The following is a 20,552-nucleotide window of genomic DNA, read 5'->3' as shown; positions in this document are numbered from 1 at the left end:
AACTCGTTACCGAATACCTAAAAGCCAGTTCGCTGGCTTTTTTCATCCTTATTCCTTGAACATAATTAGGAAGGTTTACTCATGTTTCCTAACGCCCTTCGTGCTCTGCTACTCTTTATCTTCGGCGCGCTGTTGGTTGGCTGTGCCCAGCCCTACCCTCAAGTTGAACCGGATTTTGAAGCCAATTGGCAAACTACTCAGCATCAATCCGAAGTTTACTTAATTCCTACCGCTCCAGAAGCCTTTGCTCGTCGCGTTGAACTGGTAAGAAACGCTCAGCAAAGCATCGATATGACCTACTTTTCTTGGGAGAGTGACACGCTTGGTTTGATGCTACTCAATGAGCTCAAACAAGCAGCAGATCGAGGCGTGCAAGTTCGACTCACTCTCGATGATTTATTGGTGTTTAACGAGAAATGGCTTGCTGATCTCAGCGCTCACGACAACATTCAAATTCGTTTATTCAATCCGTTTGATTCACGTAAGTCAGGTTGGATTGGTCGCGCCGTCAACTTCTCTACTCACCAACAACGTTTGGACAATCGTCTGCACGAGAAGTACTTCAACGTCGACCATCAATGGATGATTCTAGGTGGACGTAACATTGGCGACGACTATTTTGGTTACAGCCGCAAAGCCAACTTCTTTGATATGGATGTCTTGTTCAAAGGCAGCATTATTCGAGCGTTCGACAAAAACTACCAACAGCTTTGGGACAGCGAGCATGTTACGCCAATAGAAAACATCGTTAACGTTACCCCAAACTATTCCGCGTTTACTAAAGCGCTTAATAAAGGTGAGAAAGACAAAAGCATCATTCTGGCTGAAGTTGAAAAACAGGTAAAACAACTGATCAGTCCCGACTTCATTGCTACGCAAGTCACCCCCGTTTTCGACTCATTAGACAAGTTAGAAAACAACAAACCCTACTTTAGAAAACGTGTAGAACACCAAGTTTGGCAACAAATAACCACTGCATCCAAAGCAGTGATATCAACGCCTTATGTGGTACCGAGTGATGGTGAATTTGCCTTTATTGATACCTTGATGGAGCAAAAAGCGGACATCACGTTAATGACGAACTCGTCTGCCTCTAATGATTCTGGCTTTATTCCGGCTTATTACGAGGAGCATCGCCAAACCCTGTTAGATAAGGGCGTTCATATACTTGAGTACAAAAACCAAGCGAACAATGATGACCATTACTTCCATGAGGATACTTATTATCACAACAAGACGGTGATACTCGATGATCGGCTGACTTATATCGGCTCATCAAACTTCGACCCAAGATCGGATTTCCTCAATGTGGAATTTGGTGTGTTGGTCCAAAGCGAAGCCTTTGCAGAACATGTCATGCACTACTTAACTCGACAACAAGATGAACTGTTTTGGCGAGTATCTCGAGATGGACAAGGCCAAACTCAGTGGCAATCAATGAATGAGATCCATACTAAGAATCCAAACTATGGTGGATGGCATAAGGCGCCTAACTGGATATTCAAGAAACTGAATGGTGAGTTCGAACTCTAAACAATCAAGACTTAAAAAGGCTCTCTATCTGCAAGGATGAGAGCCTTTTAATGCCCGCTAAAACTGCGTTCCCAGCGAGAAGTGAACACGGAATTGGTCTCCTTGAGGAGCATCTAAACCATAAGCAAAGTCCACTTTGACAGGCACGTATTTTGAATTCCATATCAAACTTAACCCTGTACCGCTTTTCCAATCCACCCTATCGTTGAAGGCATCACCAACATCATAGAATGCCCCAAGCCACAGTTGGCGGTAGACCTGATATTGATATTCCAACCCAGCAGTAAACATGTAACGAGCCCCCGTTAAATCGCCATTTTCATCTCTCGGAGAGATAGACTCATAACCATAACCACGAAGATTGCCATCACCTCCCGCAAAGAAGCGTAACGAGGATGGAATATCGCTCAAAGTGTCAGCGACATTAATACCGACATTAGAACGAAAGTGAAACTTGTGTTTTTCACTAATATCCCAAGACAGCACACTGTTGCCCTCAATACGCAGCAAACGAGAATCGGAGAAAAAATTAGGGTCTGAGTATTCCAATGAGTAGACGTGACGGTGCTTTACTTCTAATTGATCGTTCTTGCGATCAAGCAGTGAAAATGTCACCCCCGGTAATAACAACTGTGATTCGTTATTCTCCGACGCTTGTCGATAACTTTCTTGCAAATAACGAACGTGCATGGTGCTTTGCCAATCACTGTCTAACTGCCAGTGTTTTTCAAACGATAAATCATTAGAAAAACTCGATGTGTCTCGATAGTCGACATGCTTAGATTCAAACTGAATCCCGTAGTAATCCGTTAGAACATTTTGGGTGGGAATTTTATAACCTAGTAATAGCGATTGTTCCGGTTTGGAAGCGTACGCTTGTGCCTCAAAACTGTGTCCACGTGCGTTATACCAAGGCTTGGTCCAGTTTAGCGAAGCGCGTAATCCCAAGTCTGTCGAATACCCTCCACCGACTTGCACAATATTACGTGAATTCGGCTCTGCGAGCACTTCTATCGGCACCTTATGACCATCGGATATCTCCTCGAAATCCGCTTTCACAATCACACTGCGAAACCAATCAGTACTGGAGAGATCGGCCTGATATTGACTCAATTTCAAAGTATCAAAATCGTCGCCCCGCTCAAAGGTTCTCATCGCTTCTATTCGAGCCGTTTCGATACCCGATGTAAGAACAGACAGCTCTCCAAATTGGTAGCGAGAACCACTAAAGAAATGCAGATTCACATGAGCTTGATTCAAACTTGGAATGACTTCCAACGACGATTCGATAAAACGTCCATCTAAGTAACCTTTTTGCTGAGCCAATGAAATCAAGTTTCGCTTTAGCGTGTCGTACTCAGAATGAAGCAACGGCTGCCCTTGTTTAAGTTGAGCTTGATTAATTAGTTCGATGAAATCCTGGTCGTTACTGGCCTCCCCCGACACAGCAAGGTTAGATTTTGCCACCAACATCACCTCCCCTGCGTCAACCTCAAGCGTGATGATATCATTCTCTGGTCTCTGAACTCTGAGCTCGGAATGATAGTAGCCATAAGGGTTTAATGCGTTATTAACCATCTGCGTTAGTCGATTTGAGGTAATGTTTGAAACAGAGAGTTTCGTTAGTGGTGTAAGGTGACTTTCAAGATTTTTCTCTAATATTGGTGTTAGCCCTTTGATTTTAAATTGCGCTCCGAGTGCATGATGTAAAGGCATAGAAGCTAAAACTGATATACCTATTATTTGTTTAATGAGAGGAGACACACCGCTACCTAGTTTAGCAATACACTCGACAAGGTTAATGATGGAATGGCATATCTGTTAATCGCGTTTGTAGGATTGCTCCCTACGAAATCCTCTCGAAAATTCACGTTTCACAAGTAGATTCTTTGAACAATAAGTGGGCTCAAGCTAGGAGGTGGCAAATCATGCGGTCTGAAATAGGTATACTGTTTGCCAAAAATACAAAACCCAACGCTGAATGGATCTCATCAAGCGTTGGGTTACATTGATAATGTGTTTTTTAATCTAAAAAGCGGTCTGTTTGTAAAACTAGATCGAAGAACAGTTTCCTTTTTCTGCCATGTCGACTTTTAGTACTTCTGCTTTACCTTTGCTTTCGTCTACGAGTTCTACGCCCGCACCACCAACAAATACACCCATTTTAATGTATTGATTAACGAAATAATTACGGCCCTCTTCCGTTAAGATAGTTAAGTGATTTTCAGAAAACTCAGACTCTGTACTTACTTGATGTTCTTTATTGCCTTCGACCTCATGGTAGAAAAACACACCAGGAGCGGTTTCACCAATACATTCTCCATCGACGTAAACATACTTTTTAAGTGCTGCTCCGACAAAAGCATCTTCTCGGTAAATGTAAATCCCTGCGTTCCCCTTTTGAGGTGCTTCAAATGATTTCATTTGATTTGATACTGTCGAATCAACAGTAGGAACAGAAGCACAACCTGACAAACCCAAAAGGAATGCGGAACACAGAATTACTTTATTTTTCATGTTATTAACCTAGCTACGATAAAATCGCGCCAACCATACTATAAATAAATACGTTCACTTATTGGTATTTTTGAAATTTGTGATTCAACCTATGCAATAGCACTCATTTAGCGTATAGATTGAGCAAACATTAGCCATATAATAATCACGAGAATAAAATGCCCTGTATCTAACGATCACTAAATGCCACTTTACTCGCTAGACTGATAAGTAGAATACCTGAAACACCTTCAAGAGTTCTTGAATAACGCTGAGAGTGTGGACGACTAAATACCCAATTACCCACAGAGGCGTACAAAACGTTACATGTCGTCGCAAGTACGCTGAACAGCAAGCCAAGTACTAATAATTGCATTGATGTTGAGCTTGCAGACGTATCAATAAATTGAGGCAGAAACGAGAGAAAGAATAGCGCTACTTTTGGATTCAAGACGCTGACGATAACCCCCTGAACAAACACATTTTTATTATTATCAACATTTTTGTTTTCAACGATTTTACTTTCTCCACGCCACATAGACAGTAATGACTGAACACCTAAATAAACTAGGTAAGCGGCCCCTAACCATTTAACAACGCTAAAAGCCAAAGATGAACTCAGAATTATTGCTGACAAACCTAAACATGCCGCTAGTGTATGAAAAAAGTAACCAATACCAAGCCCCAGAGCCGCTTTCAACCCAGCAGATAATTTACCTTTCATTGTATTGGAAACAATATAAATTACATCAGGTCCAGGAATCATGTTGATAGCGAGACAAGCGACAACAAATAATAATAGTGAGTTTGAATCCATTCTTTTCTCCAAATTAACGTCTTGCGGGATAACATTTCATCGAACTACAAGTAATGCAACGTCCAGGTTTCAATTGGTTATATTTAGTATTAACAACACGTTACTAATACTACAGCACTGCGCGAAGAGCACAATCATGAACAGTGATACGAATTAAATTATGGGCCTTTGTTAGCCCTTTGAATGATAATATTTAGCATCGTTTGGTTGTAAGCTTTTTCTAGCCAGCAGCTCTTATGGAAGTTAACAAATCGGCCACTTAGTATACTTAATAGACCGTCAAATCAGATAGATTATCTATTCTTATTTCTTCAAGCCTTTTTTGCTTCATTTTCCTGCCTCACTAAGCAGCAACTTAATACTTGCCACACCAAAAAATAACGCGAACACGCCTTCAAAAACTGCTTTGGATCTGAGATAGGTTTGCCTGACCTTTTTATACGCGAAAAGAAAAGCATAGCCAAAGAAAACCAAAGCACTAACCAGCCCTACAACAAAAATGACCGACAACAATTCCAACGGACTGGCCGTAGGAGGAACCCCTATCGAATAAAGCGCACCAAAAAACAGAATAGCTTTTGGGTTAGTTAAGTGAATTAACACTCCGGTTAAGTAGTTACCCTTCTCTGTCGTTACGTATGTTTTGGGTAACTTTAGCTGCTCGATGTTGCAGGCAGAATGTACGGACTTTAAAGCCAAAAATAAAAGATAAAATGCCCCACAATATCTAAGAATTTCAAAAAGCCAAACATTGCTATAGAGTATGGTTGCGAGACCAAAAGCGGCTGAGGTTGACCAAAATAAAGACCCCGTTAAAACACCTGCAGCCAAATACCCTCCAAAGCGTCGACCGTGGTTCATTGACGTGCCTGCTATCGCAAGAGTTGCAGGTCCGGGGCTAGCGATGGCAGCGATAGCTGATACGACAATCAGTGAATAATTTATCTCTTCCATTTTTACTCTAAGCCTCCAAGTGGAGTTTTATCAACACTTATCGCGGAATACTCTATTGAACGTACATCAGAAGCGTAATACTGATTAAAACACCAAGTGTCACGAATCGAGTTGAGATTCTTTGGTATTTTACTGCTCCAAAATAACATCAAATCCGCCATAAATGAGACGCTTTCCATCAAAGGGCATTGGGTTATTGTCTGGACTCATTCGAGGATCACCCATGATCCTCGAATGAGTCCCGAACTTCTTTTGAAGGCCAGACTACCCACGAAAACACAACGGTTTCGTTGCTTTCAGCGTTAACTGCCATGGGAAATGATGTGATCTCACCATCTGGTACTTCACTCCCCCACGTCTCAACAACCTTTAAGGCCCCAAACTCCCTGAACATTTCTGCTGCTATTTTTGCGTGTGCGATATACTTTTCTTTATTCGCTGTCGGCACTGCAGCGACAAACCCATCAATGTATGACATAAGTAAACTCCTTTCATTGGAGTTATAACCATAGCTCAATAAAAAGAATGCACATGATGCCAAACCATAGAAGCAGGTACGTAATACAGCTTGAGAGCTACATTCCTAGCTTGGACTTTATATGCATATTTGAAAGGTATGTGTTTGGATCAAGCTTGGTTAGCATATTTATAATCTCCAAAACACTCGAATACTCAATACGTTCCTCTTCAGCATGCCCGATCCCACCTATTGTAAAGTGAGTAAAGCGGTAATCACGATAAACGTTTTGCAGCTGGCTAGAAATATCTTTGAGTAATCTTTTACTGAGGGCGAATGCAGGGTATTCACTACTTTCTGAAAGCTCTGCTGTAGAGCCAATAGATACAATATTGCATTTATCGTTAAGTGAACCTAAAGCGTTAAGCTCATTGACTAAATTAAGATACCCAATCGGGCCAACATTCATAAACTCAATCAGTTCGTTTGTTGTCAATTCTGAAGACTCTCCCCACATGGACGCCAAATAAACTATGATGTCAAACTCTACACCTTTGAAGCACGTATAATCTGGCTTTTTACCGGGATCAACGTCAATACAAGCAGAAGCGACTCCCTCCTCAACTAGCTTTGATCTAGAAATCGCATAAATTTCTGTACCCTGTAAGTTCGTAGCCAAGAACCTTCCTAGACCCTTACTACCTCCAACGATTAAAATCTGCATAACCCTATTCCTTGGTTAAGGTTGTCTTTCATATTGTCCGCCAAACTGTTCATTAGGCATCACTTTAACGTTTCTATTGCCCTACTTAGTTCTATCTTCAATTTCATCGAATGGTTCAACTGAAATACGCTCTGCAATTTCACTCATCTTCTTCATTTTTTCTGGGTTACTAGTTCCCCAAAACCGCTCCCAGTCTTCACGTGTTCGCCACTTGGCAATAGTTAAAACCTTTTCCGGTACATCGTAAGAACGAAGCATAAAACTACCAAGCGCCCCTTCTACTGACTGATGAATTGAATCTGTCGTCGAACGCCATATATTTTGAAACTCATCCATTTTTTCACTTGGCACACGCCATTCATACACAACTCTAAACATAACACTTCCATTAAAATTTCTAGATTTAATACGGCAAAGTATTAAGAACACTAAGCCAGGTGAATAGCTGAATAAAGCAACATAGTAGAGCGTAGAGCAACATGAAAAGCAAAGTGTAAACGCTCTAAATCACTCCGATTCGATTAGTCATGCACACATTCAAAGATTTCGTATTGACGTTTAACATTGGCAGTTACTTTTCCCCAATGTGAGGCTTGAACTCTTTCCTGATGTTGCTTAAAAGAGGCTTTGTCGACGAACTCCTCATAGACATCAAAACGAAAAGGATTAGTCGAGCTTTGAGTCACAAGAAAAGTAAGGCAGCCCGGCTCTTCTAACGTGAGCCTTTTGTGAGTTATTAACGCATGTTTTACTAATTCTAAATCCTTTTCCGGAACTAAAATAAAGCCTTTCAATGTTACTTTCGACATATCATCCTCTCGCCCCTGTAACCTTTCGTTAAGAAGTAGCCAACACGCCCTCAATCTCAACCATCATATCGCAAATGTGAATCTCACCATGAATTAAAATGCCACGTGTTAGGAATCTATTTCTAATGCCCTATCGACTTACGAGCATAAGGTTATCTCTACCCTTTCTTTGCCTTTACCGATGTTCTTGCGTTTTAATTGAATTTGGCCGACTTCTGATGTGCGCTTTAAATGAGTGCCACCGCAAGGTACTTGCGCAAACCCATCCACTCTCCAATACCTTCTTTCGCTCTCTTGATCGGAAAAGTCACTAATAATAACTGAATCAGAGTTAATCAAATCTTGCACATCAGTTTCAATAGCGGGCCAATACTTTCAGACCACTCGAAATCTATGCGACTCTTATTTTCAGAAATATGCGCGCCTATCTTAACAATGCCTTCCCGACGCTGATAAAACATCTCGAGCACCACTTCAGCCGCAAAGTGTAGCTTCATTAAGGCGTATCTACGCTTCCAATCAATATTCGTAGTTACAATGTCACCAAGAGTAAAATTTGGAGAGGATTCCAATGTGTAAATAAGTCGAACACCTAACTTTTGAGCAATCAAAACCGGAATACCATTAATCGTTCCTTTATCACTCTCTTGGCCTCCAGACTCTGCAAAGAAGATAGTCTGGTCCAATTCAACCTTATTTCCGTCTACATTGGTCACTCTTGAGTTAAGTTCTGTTTGGTAGGGATTAACCCAAAATAATTTCTCGCTCATGCTGCTATCCTTGCAGTAAGTCCTATCCTTGATAGTACATTCAGTGACCACCAAGTCAATTCAAGAAACCTCGCCGTCAAGTGTAAGGCTGTGTATTGAGTACGAGCAGGCTAGATCTATTAGATGCTTTTAAGGCCGGGTACTAAACGCTGTCCAGGGGTTTAGCTAACAACCCGTAAATTGCGGAATCTGAGACTACTCCATTCACTTCCCAACGCTGCCTTAGGAAACCTTCCTTTATAAAACCTAACCGTTCCAAGACTTTACCTGAAGAAGCATTGTCTGGATCTATCTCAGCCTCGATTCGACGTAGATTCAGTGTTTTGAATGCGTGTTCGATTAATGCAGTTCCCGCCTCTAATACAATGCCTTTACCCCAGAAATGACGACTAACGCCAAAGCCAATTTCTGCGCGCCTAGACTCTTTCACGTGATTAAACAGCATTATCTTACCCAGAAGTTGGCCATTGCTCTTTAGGAAGATGCCTAGTGTCACTTCTGTATTGCTATTCATGGCCTGTGTACTCTTGGCTATAAATGTCCGCGCTTCTTCAATTGAAACCCAAGGGCCAGAGTTCCAATATTTCATGACCTCATGGTCTGAGAAGATGTCAAACAATTCGCTTGCATCATCTTCAACTAGCTCTCTTAGAATTAATCGTTCCGTTTCAATCTTTGTTACTAACATTTTGGGGTCAGCCTTTTGGTTTGTTATTGGTGACGAAAATCCAATAAAAGTATGAGACACGTAATACAAATGATTTCGTATGAGACTTTTAAACAAGCTCAACGCACGACAAAAGCGCCACGTGTAACGACTCTATATTGAAGCAAATTTTAGACATTCAAGTGCGTCAACAAGTAACCGTTGAACGCATCAAAGCTTGGGGTGAGTTGATCACAAGTCCTAAACTCAGGCTCAAAATAGTCCATATACTTTATTATCACTTAGTGACGATTTCCTTCAGTACTCTGGCTGGGTTGCCACCAACAACGACATTGTCTCTAAAACTCTTTGTAACGACTGCGCCAGAGGCTACCACCACGTTGTTCCCAAGTGTTACGCCAGGGTTGATTACGGCATGGCCACCTATCCAACAATTGTCACCAATGTTTATGGGCTTTGCTAGCTCTAAACCACTGTTCCTCTCGATAGGATCTAAGGGATGAGTCGCAGTATAAATGCCAACTTGAGGCCCAAGTAAACAGTTATCACCAAACTTAACTTCCGCAACATCCAAAATCACACAACCAAAATTAGCGTAAAAATTATCTCCAACGTGAATGTTGGATCCGTAGTCGCAATTGAAAGAAGATTCAACATGAATATCGTCCCCTGTTGTGCCGAACAAGCGCTTAGTTATTTGAACTCGCTTTTGTTTATGCTCAACAGACGTGGCATTCAATTTTTCAGTTAGTAACCTAGCGCTCAACCTTAACTTTAATAACTCTTCATCACTTGGGTCATAAAGCTCACCTGCTAACATTTTCTCTTTTTCTGACATAAAACTTGGACTCCAATACCAATTTTCTTACAACGCTACATTAAGTATGTGAGTAACGCTACCTCCTAAGCGAGGCTGTTCCACCACGAAAACAAAGCCCGACTTGAACCCTAGTCCTCAGCGCTATCAATTTAGTGCACTACCACCACCGTTCTCACTAACTTATCACCGAGACGTTGCCTCTTTTTACCAAGAATGAAAATTGAGTCAATAAAACCGAAGAATGGAGTAATAACATTTCGAAAGAGCGACTGAAAAATATTGCACTTTTTACCCGTTCTTGCACTTATAACTGCAATGCCCAAAAGTTTTTTACCCACACTTTGACCATTTGGTAAACAATCAGAAAAAAGGTAATACGATACAGTCGCAGTTACTGCTATAGCGCGCACAAGCTCTTTTTCAATACCGATTTCTAAGCCGACCCATAAAACGAGAGTAAAAATGCTAAAACTGACAAAAAGATCAATCATTTGTCCAACACACCTAACTCCCGGACTAGCCAAAACGTAATTTTCTAGAGTAAATTTTCCTGCATTTTTCATTTTAAAATTTGGACTAACAATTGTTTATTTGTGAACTAACGCTATTGAGACAGTAACATCCCCACTAAACCTAATCCATACTTCCTCATAGTACGGTCGAACCTGATTTTTCTATCTTTTCAATATATTACCACGCTCGTTCTAAAGGCTAGATTGGTAATATTTCAACATCTCTTCTTGATTAAGCGCTTTACTTTCTAACTTTTGTTGATCTTTAAAGATTTGAGCTAATGAAGGGAGAATTGAGCGATTTACTTTATAGTCATCAGACCAAAGTTTCCCTCTCATCACCGCTTTCGCACAATGAAAGTACATACTCTCTATGACTATTTTGATAACAACCTTAGGATCTTTACTTCCATCGGGGCAAGCAGATATCAAGTTGGAGTCGGTGTGAATACTTGCGATTCCTTTAATACGGAGCACTTCATCAATACCATTTACCATCAATAACAACCCTACCTTGGGGTTACTAATGATATTTTTTAGACTATCTATACGATTGTTCCCCGAGCTATCAGGGAGCAACAATGTTGATTCATCTAAAACTTTTACGAAGCCAGGCTCCCCTCCTTTAGGAGAGAGATCGATATACCCTTGTGAATCAGCGGTACTTAGAACTGCAAAATGGCAGTTATTAATTAATGTAATCGCATGAACATCCAGCACAGGCAGCGCTTTATTTTTAGCTCTCGCACTTGGCTCTGCGTAAATTTCTTTTAACTGCTCTATTGTTTTAATTTCACTCATTCAATGTTATTCCTTCACTATCGTATAATGCTTTGCTTGTAAGCAAGCAGTAACTCTGACTTCTTGTATAGGCACTCGACATAACTCATCGTAAAAATACTACGAGTACAAATTATCTCTTTAATACCTTGTTATCTAAAGATTTAAAGTTTTTCACTAAACTCCCCACACTGCTTACACTTATAACCATGCTTGTAAAAAAACAGTGGAAAACCCAGTAAAATAAAAACTAAGAAAGCTGGGCGTTTACCTTTTGTAATTGCAAATAGATCTTTACTACCACATTTAGAGCAAACGTCTTTTTCTTCATCAACGTCAACTTCATTTCCCAATGATTCTGAGAAATCGCTACTAAGTATTTGTTTCGCATCTTCTGCATCACTTTCGGCCACCATCAGACGGACGCCGCCTATTGCATTTGAATAAAGCCACTGAGTATTTACCGTGTGCTCGTCAGCGATGTAACTTTCTATTCCGACACTATCTAGGCTTGCTCTCGCAATATGAGCTTCATGAGGAAAAGAAAACCTTGCTACTACAATCACATATTACTCCTGTGGGAAAACGCTCTCGTAACGTATAAGCAACGCTAATTGGAAATGCCATGTATGGTACGCTAGCCTGAACCGTTTGTTGTACCTAATCACCCAACCACAACTATTGAAACTACATCGACATCAAAACCATATGAAAAAATAACGGCAAACAAACAGCCACATGAGCCATGTCGGTGCTTGATACATTTTTCAACTTTATCACGAGCACGACCATAACCCACACTGTAGCGGACGCTAAGCCTAGATAATTATCTAAGTCATTGTAATAATCATACTTATCAAGGAAAGATAGAAAATTACTCTCTTTAGTTTCCACCGCCTTTCTAAGCACCTCATTTGCAATTGAGCAATAGTATTTCGAGAAACTCAGGAGAGTAAACTGAACGAGTGTTGCTACTATTAAAAATATCTTCATATTTACATCACCGCATAATGCCCCGCTAAGAGATGAGTAATTCAATACAGAAGCCACTAAAAATCATCTTAATCACTCAACGTATTGCGCCGTAAAAATACCACACGTTGCGAATCAACTTTGAGCAGTTTGTTATAACTCTGATTTCGCATTAATGTATAGCTTATGAACATCGTCTGAATTAGAAAAGTCTATACAGTAGGCCAATTTGATCACGTTACCATTTTTTGATTTGTAAATAGCCATATCATATTTTTCCAATAGCTCGCTAACCCCAAAGAGTGACTCCAAAGGAAGCTCGGAAAACTCTCTGTAGCCTTGCATCGCCGTTATCGCATCTTTCGCAACAGCTGATCCTTTGTAATTAGTCGCAATGCAAGATGAGAGAGCGAAGTTTTTAAACAGTTGCTCATCGCTTTGAATACTTAGTGGATTCGCGGCCTCTCCTACACTACAAAGAGCAATACTTATGCTGGTTACTAGTACTCTACATTTCATAAATTAAACCTTTTGCTTCCTAAGAGTTACAGCACATTATTAAGGAGAGAGTATCACAATACAAAACTGCCCCACATCACTTAAATCAACTCATAGTGAAAATGCCATGTGTAACCACTCTTGTTGTGAACCAATTATTAGCCCACTACAGACTAATACATATACCCTAACCAATCTATATGACCAAAAGCCCAAGTTTTGCCGCTGATAGGTTTAACATATAAATCATCTAGTTGCTCTACAGCAACACCGTAATTTTTATGTTCGTGAACTCGCAACCAAGAACTTAGAGAGTTAAGGCGCTGATAACCATTAGCCAGATAAAAACGCTCCAAATCGGAGACTAAAATGATGAAGTCGACATCTTTAGTGGACGCATACTCGCTGAGTTGAGACAACATTGTTGTGCCAATACCTTGTCTTTGAACTGTGCTCTCGACACAAAAGTCACTCACACCTAATACTTTATAAATTTCATCACCAACGCGAACAGCTCTGTAGTCTAATCCCATGTAACCAACTAACTGATCACCTTCGTAATTCAGAACTCTCATATGCGGGAGTTGCTTATAGTAAGAGCGAGTAACTTGGTGTTCAGGAAACGACTTGTTTCTAAGAGCTTCAATTGCATTATGCTGCGCTTTAGATAACTCGATTTCTGGGTAAATATCCATATTTGACCTTTGAGTATTAATGACCTTTTGGAGTTGAGCAACGCAATACAAAAGCCGCCGCATACCGATTTAATCACTGAGCTCAACGCCCAGTTAATGCCACGAGTTGAGAATCAATATTAGACAGTTTGTTAGTTTACATTTCGCACGAATCACGCGATTTAATTAAATTGAACATTTCATGCGATACATTATGATCTAACTGTACACTCAATTGGGAACTGGCCATGCATACATTAACAGCCAATGATGCCAAACAAAATTTCGACGAACTACTTCTAAGCGCACAACGCGAGCCAGTAAAAATCAGCAAAAACAGTAAAGATACTCTGCTATCAGGGTTTCAGATGCTAGCTGATAATCCAGATTTAGGAAGAAGTTGTGACGAGATGTACCCAAATGGCTTTTATTTCCCGATAGGAAAACACACAGCTTATTTCACCAAAGAAGATAACTTTATCTTAGTTGTTGCTGTATTAGGTCAATCACAGCTACCCCAGAATCATCTGAAATAACACGATTTTCACCTTAGAAGCATAATTAGGGTGAGAGTTTATCCATGTAAACTAACGCCGCATTAAGGTGTGAGCAACGCTACCACGAAACTTAACCAGACCACCATAAAGACAAAACCCAACGATGGAGTGAAAAATGCCATGCGTTGGGAATCACTCTTAAATGCTTTGTTATTTGAATTTATTATGGGCTACTCTACTTCGATGAAATCATCATCACACTTACCACCATGTTGTTTCTTGTATTTTTCAAACTCTATATCTGTTTCTAAGTCACCAGTAGGCCAACCAGCATCTAGTTGTGTCAGCATGTCAGATATTGGCGACCAGCCGACAATATCAGAAGTCGTTTTATTCAACCAACATTTACCATCCCAGTATAAGTAGTCATACGAGCCAAAACCACTAAGATGTCTTATTGCAACTAAGTAGACACCAATTTCGCTAGGCTCTGTACCCTCAAACCATGTAGCTTTGATCTTAACTTTACTCATTATTTCTGATTCCTAAATGCTTCCACCTTATCAATTAACCAACTCATAGACTCGGGTCTTCTCGCCGGCGCATGAGCACCATCCACCAAGAAATCGATTATAAAGTAAGTATTGATGCATGTAGCATCCTCAGTATAAATTAAGACACTATCACTTGTATTAATATAGCCAAGTTTTAGCGTTTTAACTTTATCTAGTATATGAATATGCATTAACCCAACATCTTCTGCTGCAGGAGCTGGTCTATGATATGGGACTTCTTTACCAAAATATGATATCTGATGACCTTGCTTGTGACGGCTTAAAGTCATGAATTAATAAATCTAGGTCTTTGTTAAGTTTTCTTTCCTCACTGAGAACCCTAGTTACGTATACTTTGACCTCCATGTTTAAACCGTTTCTCTTTTATTTGACTTCTACAAATTCAGTGAAACTTTCACTTTGCCTATCTTTAGCACGCTCAAAGCTCCTTTTTGCTCTATTTATAGCAACATAATGAGAGGGGAAAGTTTCCTGTTTTTTCGCCTTAGATCTTGATTTTTATTTCATTTTTACTCCTTTAACGTTAAATATCTAAATCTAAATTCCAATAACGCCCTGTTAAGGGGTGAGCAACGCAATACCAAAGCCGCCGCATACCACCTTAAACACTAAAACCAACGCATAGTAAAAATGCCACGCGTTGCGAATCCCTCTTGAACAGTTTGTTAGGTTTATTCTAGCACTTATCACCAATATCTCGCCAAAGCTATATTTTAGACAGAAACTAAAAAATAATTTTTTTGCCCAGTAAATGCCAACAAATTCCCAGCCAGATCCAACATGATGCCAACTTCGCCCAGATTATTTTTATAAGTCATTATTTTAAAATATAAACATGCAAATTTGACAGAAATTCAACGTGATCATAGTATCGAATTGAAAGCAAAAACGGAGAAGCCAAATGCGTGAATGCACCGAATTATTTATACTAGTTTTAATGGCAATTGAAAGGCTAGTTCGTATAGTAAAACTACTAAAAGCTGGCGGTAAGTAAATATTCCACCCAAAACTAACAATACCGCCAAATTCAACTTTGTGCGGTATTGCTTTTCGACTGATAAACCTAACGCCGTGTTAAGTAGTGAGCGACGCCTGCACCTAACCTAAACCATTGCACCTTAAATACAAAACTCAATTTGAACTGAGAATGCCACGCGTTGCGAATCTGCCTTAAACGCTTTGTTAGTAGTATTTTTCAGCGTCTTGGATAGATGTGATATCTATTACCGCCTGTATGCTCTATAACAATTGCACTACCCACTTCCAACTGATGTGAAGCGAAGAACTCTTTAACCCAAGCACGTTTTCGAAATATCTTTTTGTCACCAGCGATATCAGTTAGAACTGGCTGTTCGATACCACAGTGAATTTCTAGCCTTTGGGGAGCTTCGCTGTCAATGTTGCTACCACCGATAGAATCAACAGGAAATAAATCCATTGCTTGGGTAAGATACAAATGGTTATTTCGAATGTTACCTGCTGTTAATTCAATTATTCGATACTTCATTTTTACCTCGTTTACTACTAACGCCTTGTTAAGGTGTGAGGCACGCGATACCAATGCTTCCGCATAACACCTTAACCACTAAAACCAATGCATAGTAAAAATGCCACGCGTGCCGAATCACTCTTGAACAATTTGTTATGGAGCTACGCTCAACGTTAGCTCTCGTATGTCAATTTGGTCTACTTCCCTGCCCAATATCCGCTTGTACTCGACTAAACGATGAACTGGGATAACTGGCAACTCTATGCCTTGATAATTTTTAATAACTGATTCTGAAAAGGAGATTTCAAGCTGGTGCCAAGAGCCATCTTGATGTGATTGTATCTTAGTATGTTCAGACAAACCGATTTCAATTTTTTGATTTTGGTAAACCAATTGGAAATACTCTAAATCCCAACCATATTCGACATAATGAGTTAACGGTTTGGATATGTATTTTGATACATGCGATAACACTTTATCTGCGTCTGAGTTTCGAATATAAAGATCTATATCTGCGACTTCCCGACTTCCCGACTTCCACCATAAATAGTTGCCGCTAATCCACCTACTATTTGATACTCCACAACCTCTGCATCCAAGATTTCTTTGAGCCACTGCAAGGCTACTTTAACTTTATCACTCATCTAGCTTCCTTAGCTGAATTTTGCCCTGCGCCATAACGCCCTGTTAAGGGGTGAGCAACGCAATACCGATGCCGCCGCATACCACCTTAAACACTAAAACCAACGCATAGTGAAAATGCCACGCGTTGCGAATCATTCTTAAACAGTTTGTTATAAATCATTGCCACTGTTTTTGTACGAGCCGTTTGACGACTAGCATTAAAAAAGTGAGCACAATTAAACAAACAAAGATAATTACAAACCAACTACCCCAAACCATAAAAATATAGTTAAAGTCATACCTACAAGTACTTAGAGCTAGAGATTTAGCAGTACAAAACTCTCCCATTGAGTTATGTTTAACTGCAATATACAGGGGAATGCAAGCTAGAATACTAGAAACAACAATAGACACGATAAAGTGTTTTAAACGGCACATTTGGCTGGGCTCCATGGTTGCTCAAGATATAGCTTGGCTACACATGCACCGTAATCGCTAACTACTTCAGCACCCAAAAAATTATAGATCGTAGCTATTTTTCTTATCGTCGGATTTTCAATACGAGCCTGTATTCTAGATAATAGAGCGACCCGAACTCAATATTGTAGTAAGGACAGCCTAGGGCTTCTTTAGTGACGCCAATGTCTTTCCAATATGAATAATGTAGATTCATCGGCAGTATGGTTTTTCTCAAAGGATAGACTTTATCATACCAGCCATGAGTAGTTTCCATATACATTATTGCTGCGACTAGGCGTGGGTCTACACCATGTTTCTTTGATTGATGAATTATCAAACCGCACCATTTCCCAACTTCACTGAAGCTATCAATTTCGTATAATGGCTTTCTACCGACTGCGCTATCGCTATCAACGATAGTAAATATTGCAGGTGTATCATTGATAATGCTTAACTTCCTTTCCGCAGATTTATTCAGAACAGGTATGTCGTTCATGTCTTATTCCCTCAATCAAAGCAAATATGATACAAATCACATACCAATAAAGTCATCTTAATATTCTGTTTTCAGACACGAATCTCAATCTTGATTTATAACGCCGCGTTAAGGGGTGAGTGCCGCATAAACCTACTTTCAGCAGACCACTTTCACCACAAGACTCACTGCAAACCAAAAATGCCACGCGGCACGAATCCCTCTGAACGCCTTGTTATGCTTAAGCTTCAACGGGTTACACTTTACCAAAAACAAGATTAACTCGGCTTTAATTTACAAACAAAAGCCAAAATCTAGAAAACTGAAATGACTCATGATTTTTGAAAATCAGACTTAGACTTTTGACAATTCAAGCTTGGACAATTATTGACTAAAAGCTGGTTTCTGGTTGAGCCAGCCGCCCTAACCTCGCACTTACACTGTAACCGAATGAGGCAACTCTCCGAATTTTTAGCGCCAAAGAATTGATGTCTAGAAAACAGCGCCCAATGAAGCTAACTTGCCGATGAGCACAAAGCCAATCAGCCAAGGGAACAGAGAAAAACATAAACCACTGATTTTACATGATTAAGCATAACGCCGCGTTAAGTAGTGAGCAACGCCACCACCAGACTTAAACATTGTGCCGTAAACTCTAAATTCAAAGCAAACCAAAAATGCCGAGCGTTGCGAATCTGTCTTAAACGCTTTGTTATGCTCGTACTTAAAGAAATTGAAGGACTAAACAAGCAATAAACGCCGGTAGACCGGCTATGAAGAAAACTAAGCCTGTTTGGTAGTTCATTCGATAGTGCTCTCGTTCGTCTTTTTCGAAATCATGCCCTTCTACCATTTTGTAAACTTTATCTCTTTTAGGATCATCTAACCGAGTCGTCTTACTATGGACACCACCTTCCCACATTAGCTTCGCTAAAATCCATATGATGATGACAACAAAGAAAAGAAAGTCGACCAACTGAGTCGTAGCAAAGAATGGAACAAACTGAGCTAGAGCGATAACAATAAGAGCCGCTGAGAGGTTAATTAGAAGCAGTTTTTTGAATAAATCGAGCAAAATTACCTCCTAGAGCATAACGCCGCATTAAGGTGTGAGCAACGCTACAACCTAACCAAAACCATTGCGCCGTAAACACGAAACCCAACCTTGAACTGAAAATACCAAGCGTTGGGAATCACGCTTAAATGCTTTGTTATGTTTCTTTTCTCCGCATTACTAAAAAGCAGAGAAAATATCGAATGGAGTTTGATACTTCTCTAATTTTAAAAGTCTAGACAACTCTTCTCGATCGACACTATTTATCTGATTTTGAATATCTTCACTAATAGCACCAAACTTATTTAGCTGGATGTACTCATTTATCGCTTGAGAATCTCCCAGTATGGCTAGCTTATAAGCTGCTTGTAAGTATTCCAGTTCTGCCTGTTTAACACAGTTATTTTCTGCTTCATATTGTAGAAAAAATAAAATAGCTTTCTTTTTTTCGATTGGTTGAGATCTAAGCCAAGTATCGCTTATTACTATCTTTCGAGCTTTCTTATCCAAACAAGATTCAACTACATTATTTAATCTGACATACGACGACTTTAGGTTACGATATGCATCTTCTATGTCTACAATAAAGTCTTGCGCGGATACATATGATGGGAGAAAAATACTTACGGAAACTAAACTATAAAGAATTGTATACACACGTCCAAAATTCATACTCTTTTCCCTTTGAGTGAAGTCGTTGTAAATTTGCAATATTCTCTAATCGTCTTCTCTTTACGGCCGGAACTACTAGCATAGCTTTACGAAAGTTTTCCCAATCATAAGTGTTTGCTTGCCAACCAGCAGCACCTATAGTTACTATATCGTACGTTTTACGACCTGCAAAAATAGAATAAAAAGGCAAAAGTGGGATTATTTTTTCCAACAAACTGCCCATTTCTATCACTTGATTCATTTCTTCTATAGCTTTTAAAGATCTTCTGCTTGGTTTGAAACCTTGTATCTGACAAAAATTTCCTTTTCGCTTTTCAAGTATTCCTTCGCTCATAGCGGCCCCTTGACAATGAAATTGAACAAAAGCAAGAATATAAAACAAGTAGCTTATAAGACAATGAAAACGCTGTCTCACCTGCAATAAAGTCGATACATTTCACAGATGAGTCCGTGGAAACATAACGCCCTGTTAAGGGGTGACCAACGCCACCACCTTACTTAAAAACAGCACCGTAAACACGTTTACCAAATTTAACACCAAACCGCCAAGCGTTGGGAATCCCTCTTGAACAGTTTGTTAGTTGCCAAGCCCAAGGCAGTGACTTGAAGTTTACTGGACTTTGCCAACGCCCATATTTCGTATCTTGAGATACTTAGATCAGGCGCAGTTTCAAAGCGCCTGTCACTGAAACCACTTGGAATTTACAGCGCCGTAGAAAACGGAATTTGAACACCAAACAAACCTTTTGGAACGATAATGCAGCAGAGCAGGCTTTCAACAAGCTAATCAGCTTCTGAAACAGAAAACCCAAATCGCGCAAGGAACCAAAGCACGATTTTCACAACACCTAATAACTAGAAATTGAAATACGAAAACCTAGCCAAAAACACACGGATATTGCCCCTAAACATTCTGCTTTAGGTACATTTTTCCTCGTTGGCAACTAACGCCTTGTTAAGGTGTGAGGCACGCAATACTGAAGCCTCCTCATAACACCCTAAACACGACAACCAACGCATAGTCAAAATGCCACGCGTGCCGAATCATTCTTTAACAATTTGTTAGCCCTCTTGGATTCAAGTACGACGTGCGACACCCCTGAAATTTAACACAGTGAGATGTGCTATTCATAAATTTTACTCCCGCCAAGAAGTGAAAAACCATGAATTACCCACACCTCACTGAGAATGAAAGGTATATGATGTCCGCACTTAGAAAGCAAG

General features: G+C 40.0%; 24 protein-coding genes and 2 pseudogenes. 2 read left to right on the top strand and 24 right to left on the bottom strand.

Features of this window, described 5'->3' with window-relative positions:
- Positions 1–81: 81 nt before the first annotated feature.
- The gene (locus tag IJ23_RS23445; RefSeq protein WP_033907482.1) at positions 82–1,533 is read left to right on the top strand and encodes a phospholipase D family protein; all 1,452 of its coding nucleotides are present in this window, start codon (positions 82–84) and stop codon (positions 1,531–1,533) included.
- 57 nt (positions 1,534–1,590) lie between these two features.
- On the opposite strand, the gene IJ23_RS23440 is transcribed toward IJ23_RS23445, so the two are convergent.
- The 16 genes and pseudogenes from IJ23_RS23440 to IJ23_RS23360 all read right to left on the bottom strand — a co-directional run bounded on the left by IJ23_RS23440 (position 1,591) and on the right by IJ23_RS23360 (position 13,504).
- Entirely contained in the window at positions 1,591–3,249 is a 1,659-nt protein-coding gene (locus IJ23_RS23440) for an autotransporter assembly complex protein TamA (protein ID WP_225455500.1), read from the bottom strand.
- 336 nt (positions 3,250–3,585) lie between these two features.
- Positions 3,586–4,050 carry a DUF2846 domain-containing protein gene (locus tag IJ23_RS23435; protein WP_005377099.1) on the bottom strand — a complete coding sequence of 155 codons (465 nt, stop codon included), beginning with the start codon at positions 4,048–4,050 and terminating at the stop codon, positions 3,586–3,588.
- A 169-nt stretch (positions 4,051–4,219) separates the two neighbouring features.
- On the bottom strand, positions 4,220–4,846 hold the full coding sequence (locus tag IJ23_RS23430; protein ID WP_033907480.1) for a LysE family translocator: 627 nt from the start codon (positions 4,844–4,846) through the stop codon (positions 4,220–4,222).
- A gap of 327 nt (positions 4,847–5,173) precedes the next feature.
- Entirely contained in the window at positions 5,174–5,800 is a 627-nt protein-coding gene (locus IJ23_RS23425) for a LysE family translocator (protein WP_017821466.1), read from the bottom strand.
- 217 nt (positions 5,801–6,017) lie between these two features.
- Positions 6,018–6,278 carry a DUF1428 domain-containing protein gene (locus IJ23_RS23420; RefSeq protein WP_225455501.1) on the bottom strand — a complete coding sequence of 87 codons (261 nt, stop codon included), beginning with the start codon at positions 6,276–6,278 and terminating at the stop codon, positions 6,018–6,020.
- Between the two features lie 97 nt (positions 6,279–6,375).
- Positions 6,376–6,981 carry a hypothetical protein gene (locus IJ23_RS23415; RefSeq protein ID WP_017821464.1) on the bottom strand — a complete coding sequence of 202 codons (606 nt, stop codon included), beginning with the start codon at positions 6,979–6,981 and terminating at the stop codon, positions 6,376–6,378.
- 81 nt (positions 6,982–7,062) lie between these two features.
- A complete protein-coding gene (locus tag IJ23_RS23410; protein WP_033907479.1) occupies positions 7,063–7,359 on the bottom strand; it encodes an antibiotic biosynthesis monooxygenase family protein in 297 nt (98 codons plus the stop codon).
- 143 nt (positions 7,360–7,502) lie between these two features.
- A complete protein-coding gene (locus IJ23_RS23405; RefSeq protein ID WP_005377083.1) occupies positions 7,503–7,790 on the bottom strand; it encodes a putative quinol monooxygenase in 288 nt (95 codons plus the stop codon).
- Between the two features lie 138 nt (positions 7,791–7,928).
- Positions 7,929–8,560: pseudogene (locus IJ23_RS23400) on the bottom strand (alanine--tRNA ligase-related protein).
- Positions 8,561–8,702: 142 nt separating this feature from the next.
- Positions 8,703–9,248 (bottom strand): GNAT family N-acetyltransferase, encoded by a 546-nt coding sequence (locus IJ23_RS23395; RefSeq protein WP_025768089.1) that lies wholly within the window; start codon positions 9,246–9,248, stop codon positions 8,703–8,705.
- A gap of 256 nt (positions 9,249–9,504) precedes the next feature.
- Positions 9,505–10,065, bottom strand: coding sequence for a sugar O-acetyltransferase (locus tag IJ23_RS23390; protein ID WP_005377080.1), 561 nt, complete (start codon positions 10,063–10,065; stop codon positions 9,505–9,507).
- Between the two features lie 131 nt (positions 10,066–10,196).
- A complete protein-coding gene (locus IJ23_RS23385) occupies positions 10,197–10,610 on the bottom strand; it encodes an RDD family protein (RefSeq protein ID WP_033907478.1) in 414 nt (137 codons plus the stop codon).
- Between the two features lie 141 nt (positions 10,611–10,751).
- Positions 10,752–11,360 carry a pyridoxamine 5'-phosphate oxidase family protein gene (locus IJ23_RS23380; protein WP_033907477.1) on the bottom strand — a complete coding sequence of 203 codons (609 nt, stop codon included), beginning with the start codon at positions 11,358–11,360 and terminating at the stop codon, positions 10,752–10,754.
- Between the two features lie 143 nt (positions 11,361–11,503).
- Positions 11,504–11,905: a putative signal transducing protein gene (locus IJ23_RS23375; RefSeq protein WP_033907476.1), complete on the bottom strand. Its 402-nt coding sequence runs from the start codon at positions 11,903–11,905 to the stop codon at positions 11,504–11,506.
- Between the two features lie 559 nt (positions 11,906–12,464).
- The gene (locus IJ23_RS23365; RefSeq protein ID WP_050550125.1) at positions 12,465–12,830 is read right to left on the bottom strand and encodes a T6SS amidase immunity protein Tai4 family protein; all 366 of its coding nucleotides are present in this window, start codon (positions 12,828–12,830) and stop codon (positions 12,465–12,467) included.
- A 152-nt stretch (positions 12,831–12,982) separates the two neighbouring features.
- Complete coding sequence (locus IJ23_RS23360; RefSeq protein WP_033907474.1) at positions 12,983–13,504, bottom strand: GNAT family N-acetyltransferase; 522 nt, start codon at positions 13,502–13,504, stop codon at positions 12,983–12,985.
- Positions 13,505–13,731: 227 nt separating this feature from the next.
- Here IJ23_RS23360 and IJ23_RS23355 point away from each other — a divergent pair, with 227 nt between their 5' ends.
- Positions 13,732–14,019 (top strand): type II toxin-antitoxin system RelE/ParE family toxin, encoded by a 288-nt coding sequence (locus tag IJ23_RS23355; RefSeq protein ID WP_081886442.1) that lies wholly within the window; start codon positions 13,732–13,734, stop codon positions 14,017–14,019.
- 191 nt (positions 14,020–14,210) lie between these two features.
- Here the strand turns inward: IJ23_RS23355 and IJ23_RS23350 are convergent, their stop codons facing one another.
- The 8 genes and pseudogenes from IJ23_RS23350 to IJ23_RS23310 form a co-directional block, all read right to left on the bottom strand.
- A complete protein-coding gene (locus IJ23_RS23350) occupies positions 14,211–14,513 on the bottom strand; it encodes a hypothetical protein (protein WP_033907473.1) in 303 nt (100 codons plus the stop codon).
- Positions 14,513–14,824 carry a type II toxin-antitoxin system YafO family toxin gene (locus IJ23_RS25855; protein WP_198039106.1) on the bottom strand — a complete coding sequence of 104 codons (312 nt, stop codon included), beginning with the start codon at positions 14,822–14,824 and terminating at the stop codon, positions 14,513–14,515. The genes IJ23_RS23350 and IJ23_RS25855 overlap by 1 nt, the downstream gene beginning before the upstream one ends.
- Positions 14,825–15,750: 926 nt before the next feature.
- The gene (locus tag IJ23_RS23340; protein ID WP_033907472.1) at positions 15,751–16,062 is read right to left on the bottom strand and encodes a hypothetical protein; all 312 of its coding nucleotides are present in this window, start codon (positions 16,060–16,062) and stop codon (positions 15,751–15,753) included.
- A 135-nt stretch (positions 16,063–16,197) separates the two neighbouring features.
- Positions 16,198–16,688 (bottom strand): annotated as a pseudogene (locus IJ23_RS23335) (MazG-related protein).
- Positions 16,689–17,209: 521 nt separating this feature from the next.
- Entirely contained in the window at positions 17,210–17,623 is a 414-nt protein-coding gene (locus IJ23_RS23325; RefSeq protein WP_033907470.1) for a hypothetical protein, read from the bottom strand.
- A gap of 703 nt (positions 17,624–18,326) precedes the next feature.
- Positions 18,327–18,677 (bottom strand): hypothetical protein, encoded by a 351-nt coding sequence (locus tag IJ23_RS23320; protein WP_033907469.1) that lies wholly within the window; start codon positions 18,675–18,677, stop codon positions 18,327–18,329.
- Positions 18,678–18,836: 159 nt separating this feature from the next.
- Positions 18,837–19,328, bottom strand: a complete 492-nt coding sequence (locus IJ23_RS23315; RefSeq protein ID WP_033907468.1) for a hypothetical protein — start codon at positions 19,326–19,328, stop codon at positions 18,837–18,839.
- Entirely contained in the window at positions 19,294–19,662 is a 369-nt protein-coding gene (locus tag IJ23_RS23310) for a hypothetical protein (RefSeq protein WP_050550124.1), read from the bottom strand. Before IJ23_RS23310 ends, IJ23_RS23315 begins: the two co-directional genes overlap by 35 nt.
- Between the last annotated feature and the right edge of the window lie 890 nt (positions 19,663–20,552).

The organism is Vibrio sp. OY15 (assembly GCF_000742455.1).
Classification (GTDB): domain Bacteria; phylum Pseudomonadota; class Gammaproteobacteria; order Enterobacterales; family Vibrionaceae; genus Vibrio; species Vibrio alginolyticus.
The sequence above is the reverse complement of the archived record's forward strand: the minus strand, read 5'-3'. Positions and strand labels throughout refer to the sequence as shown.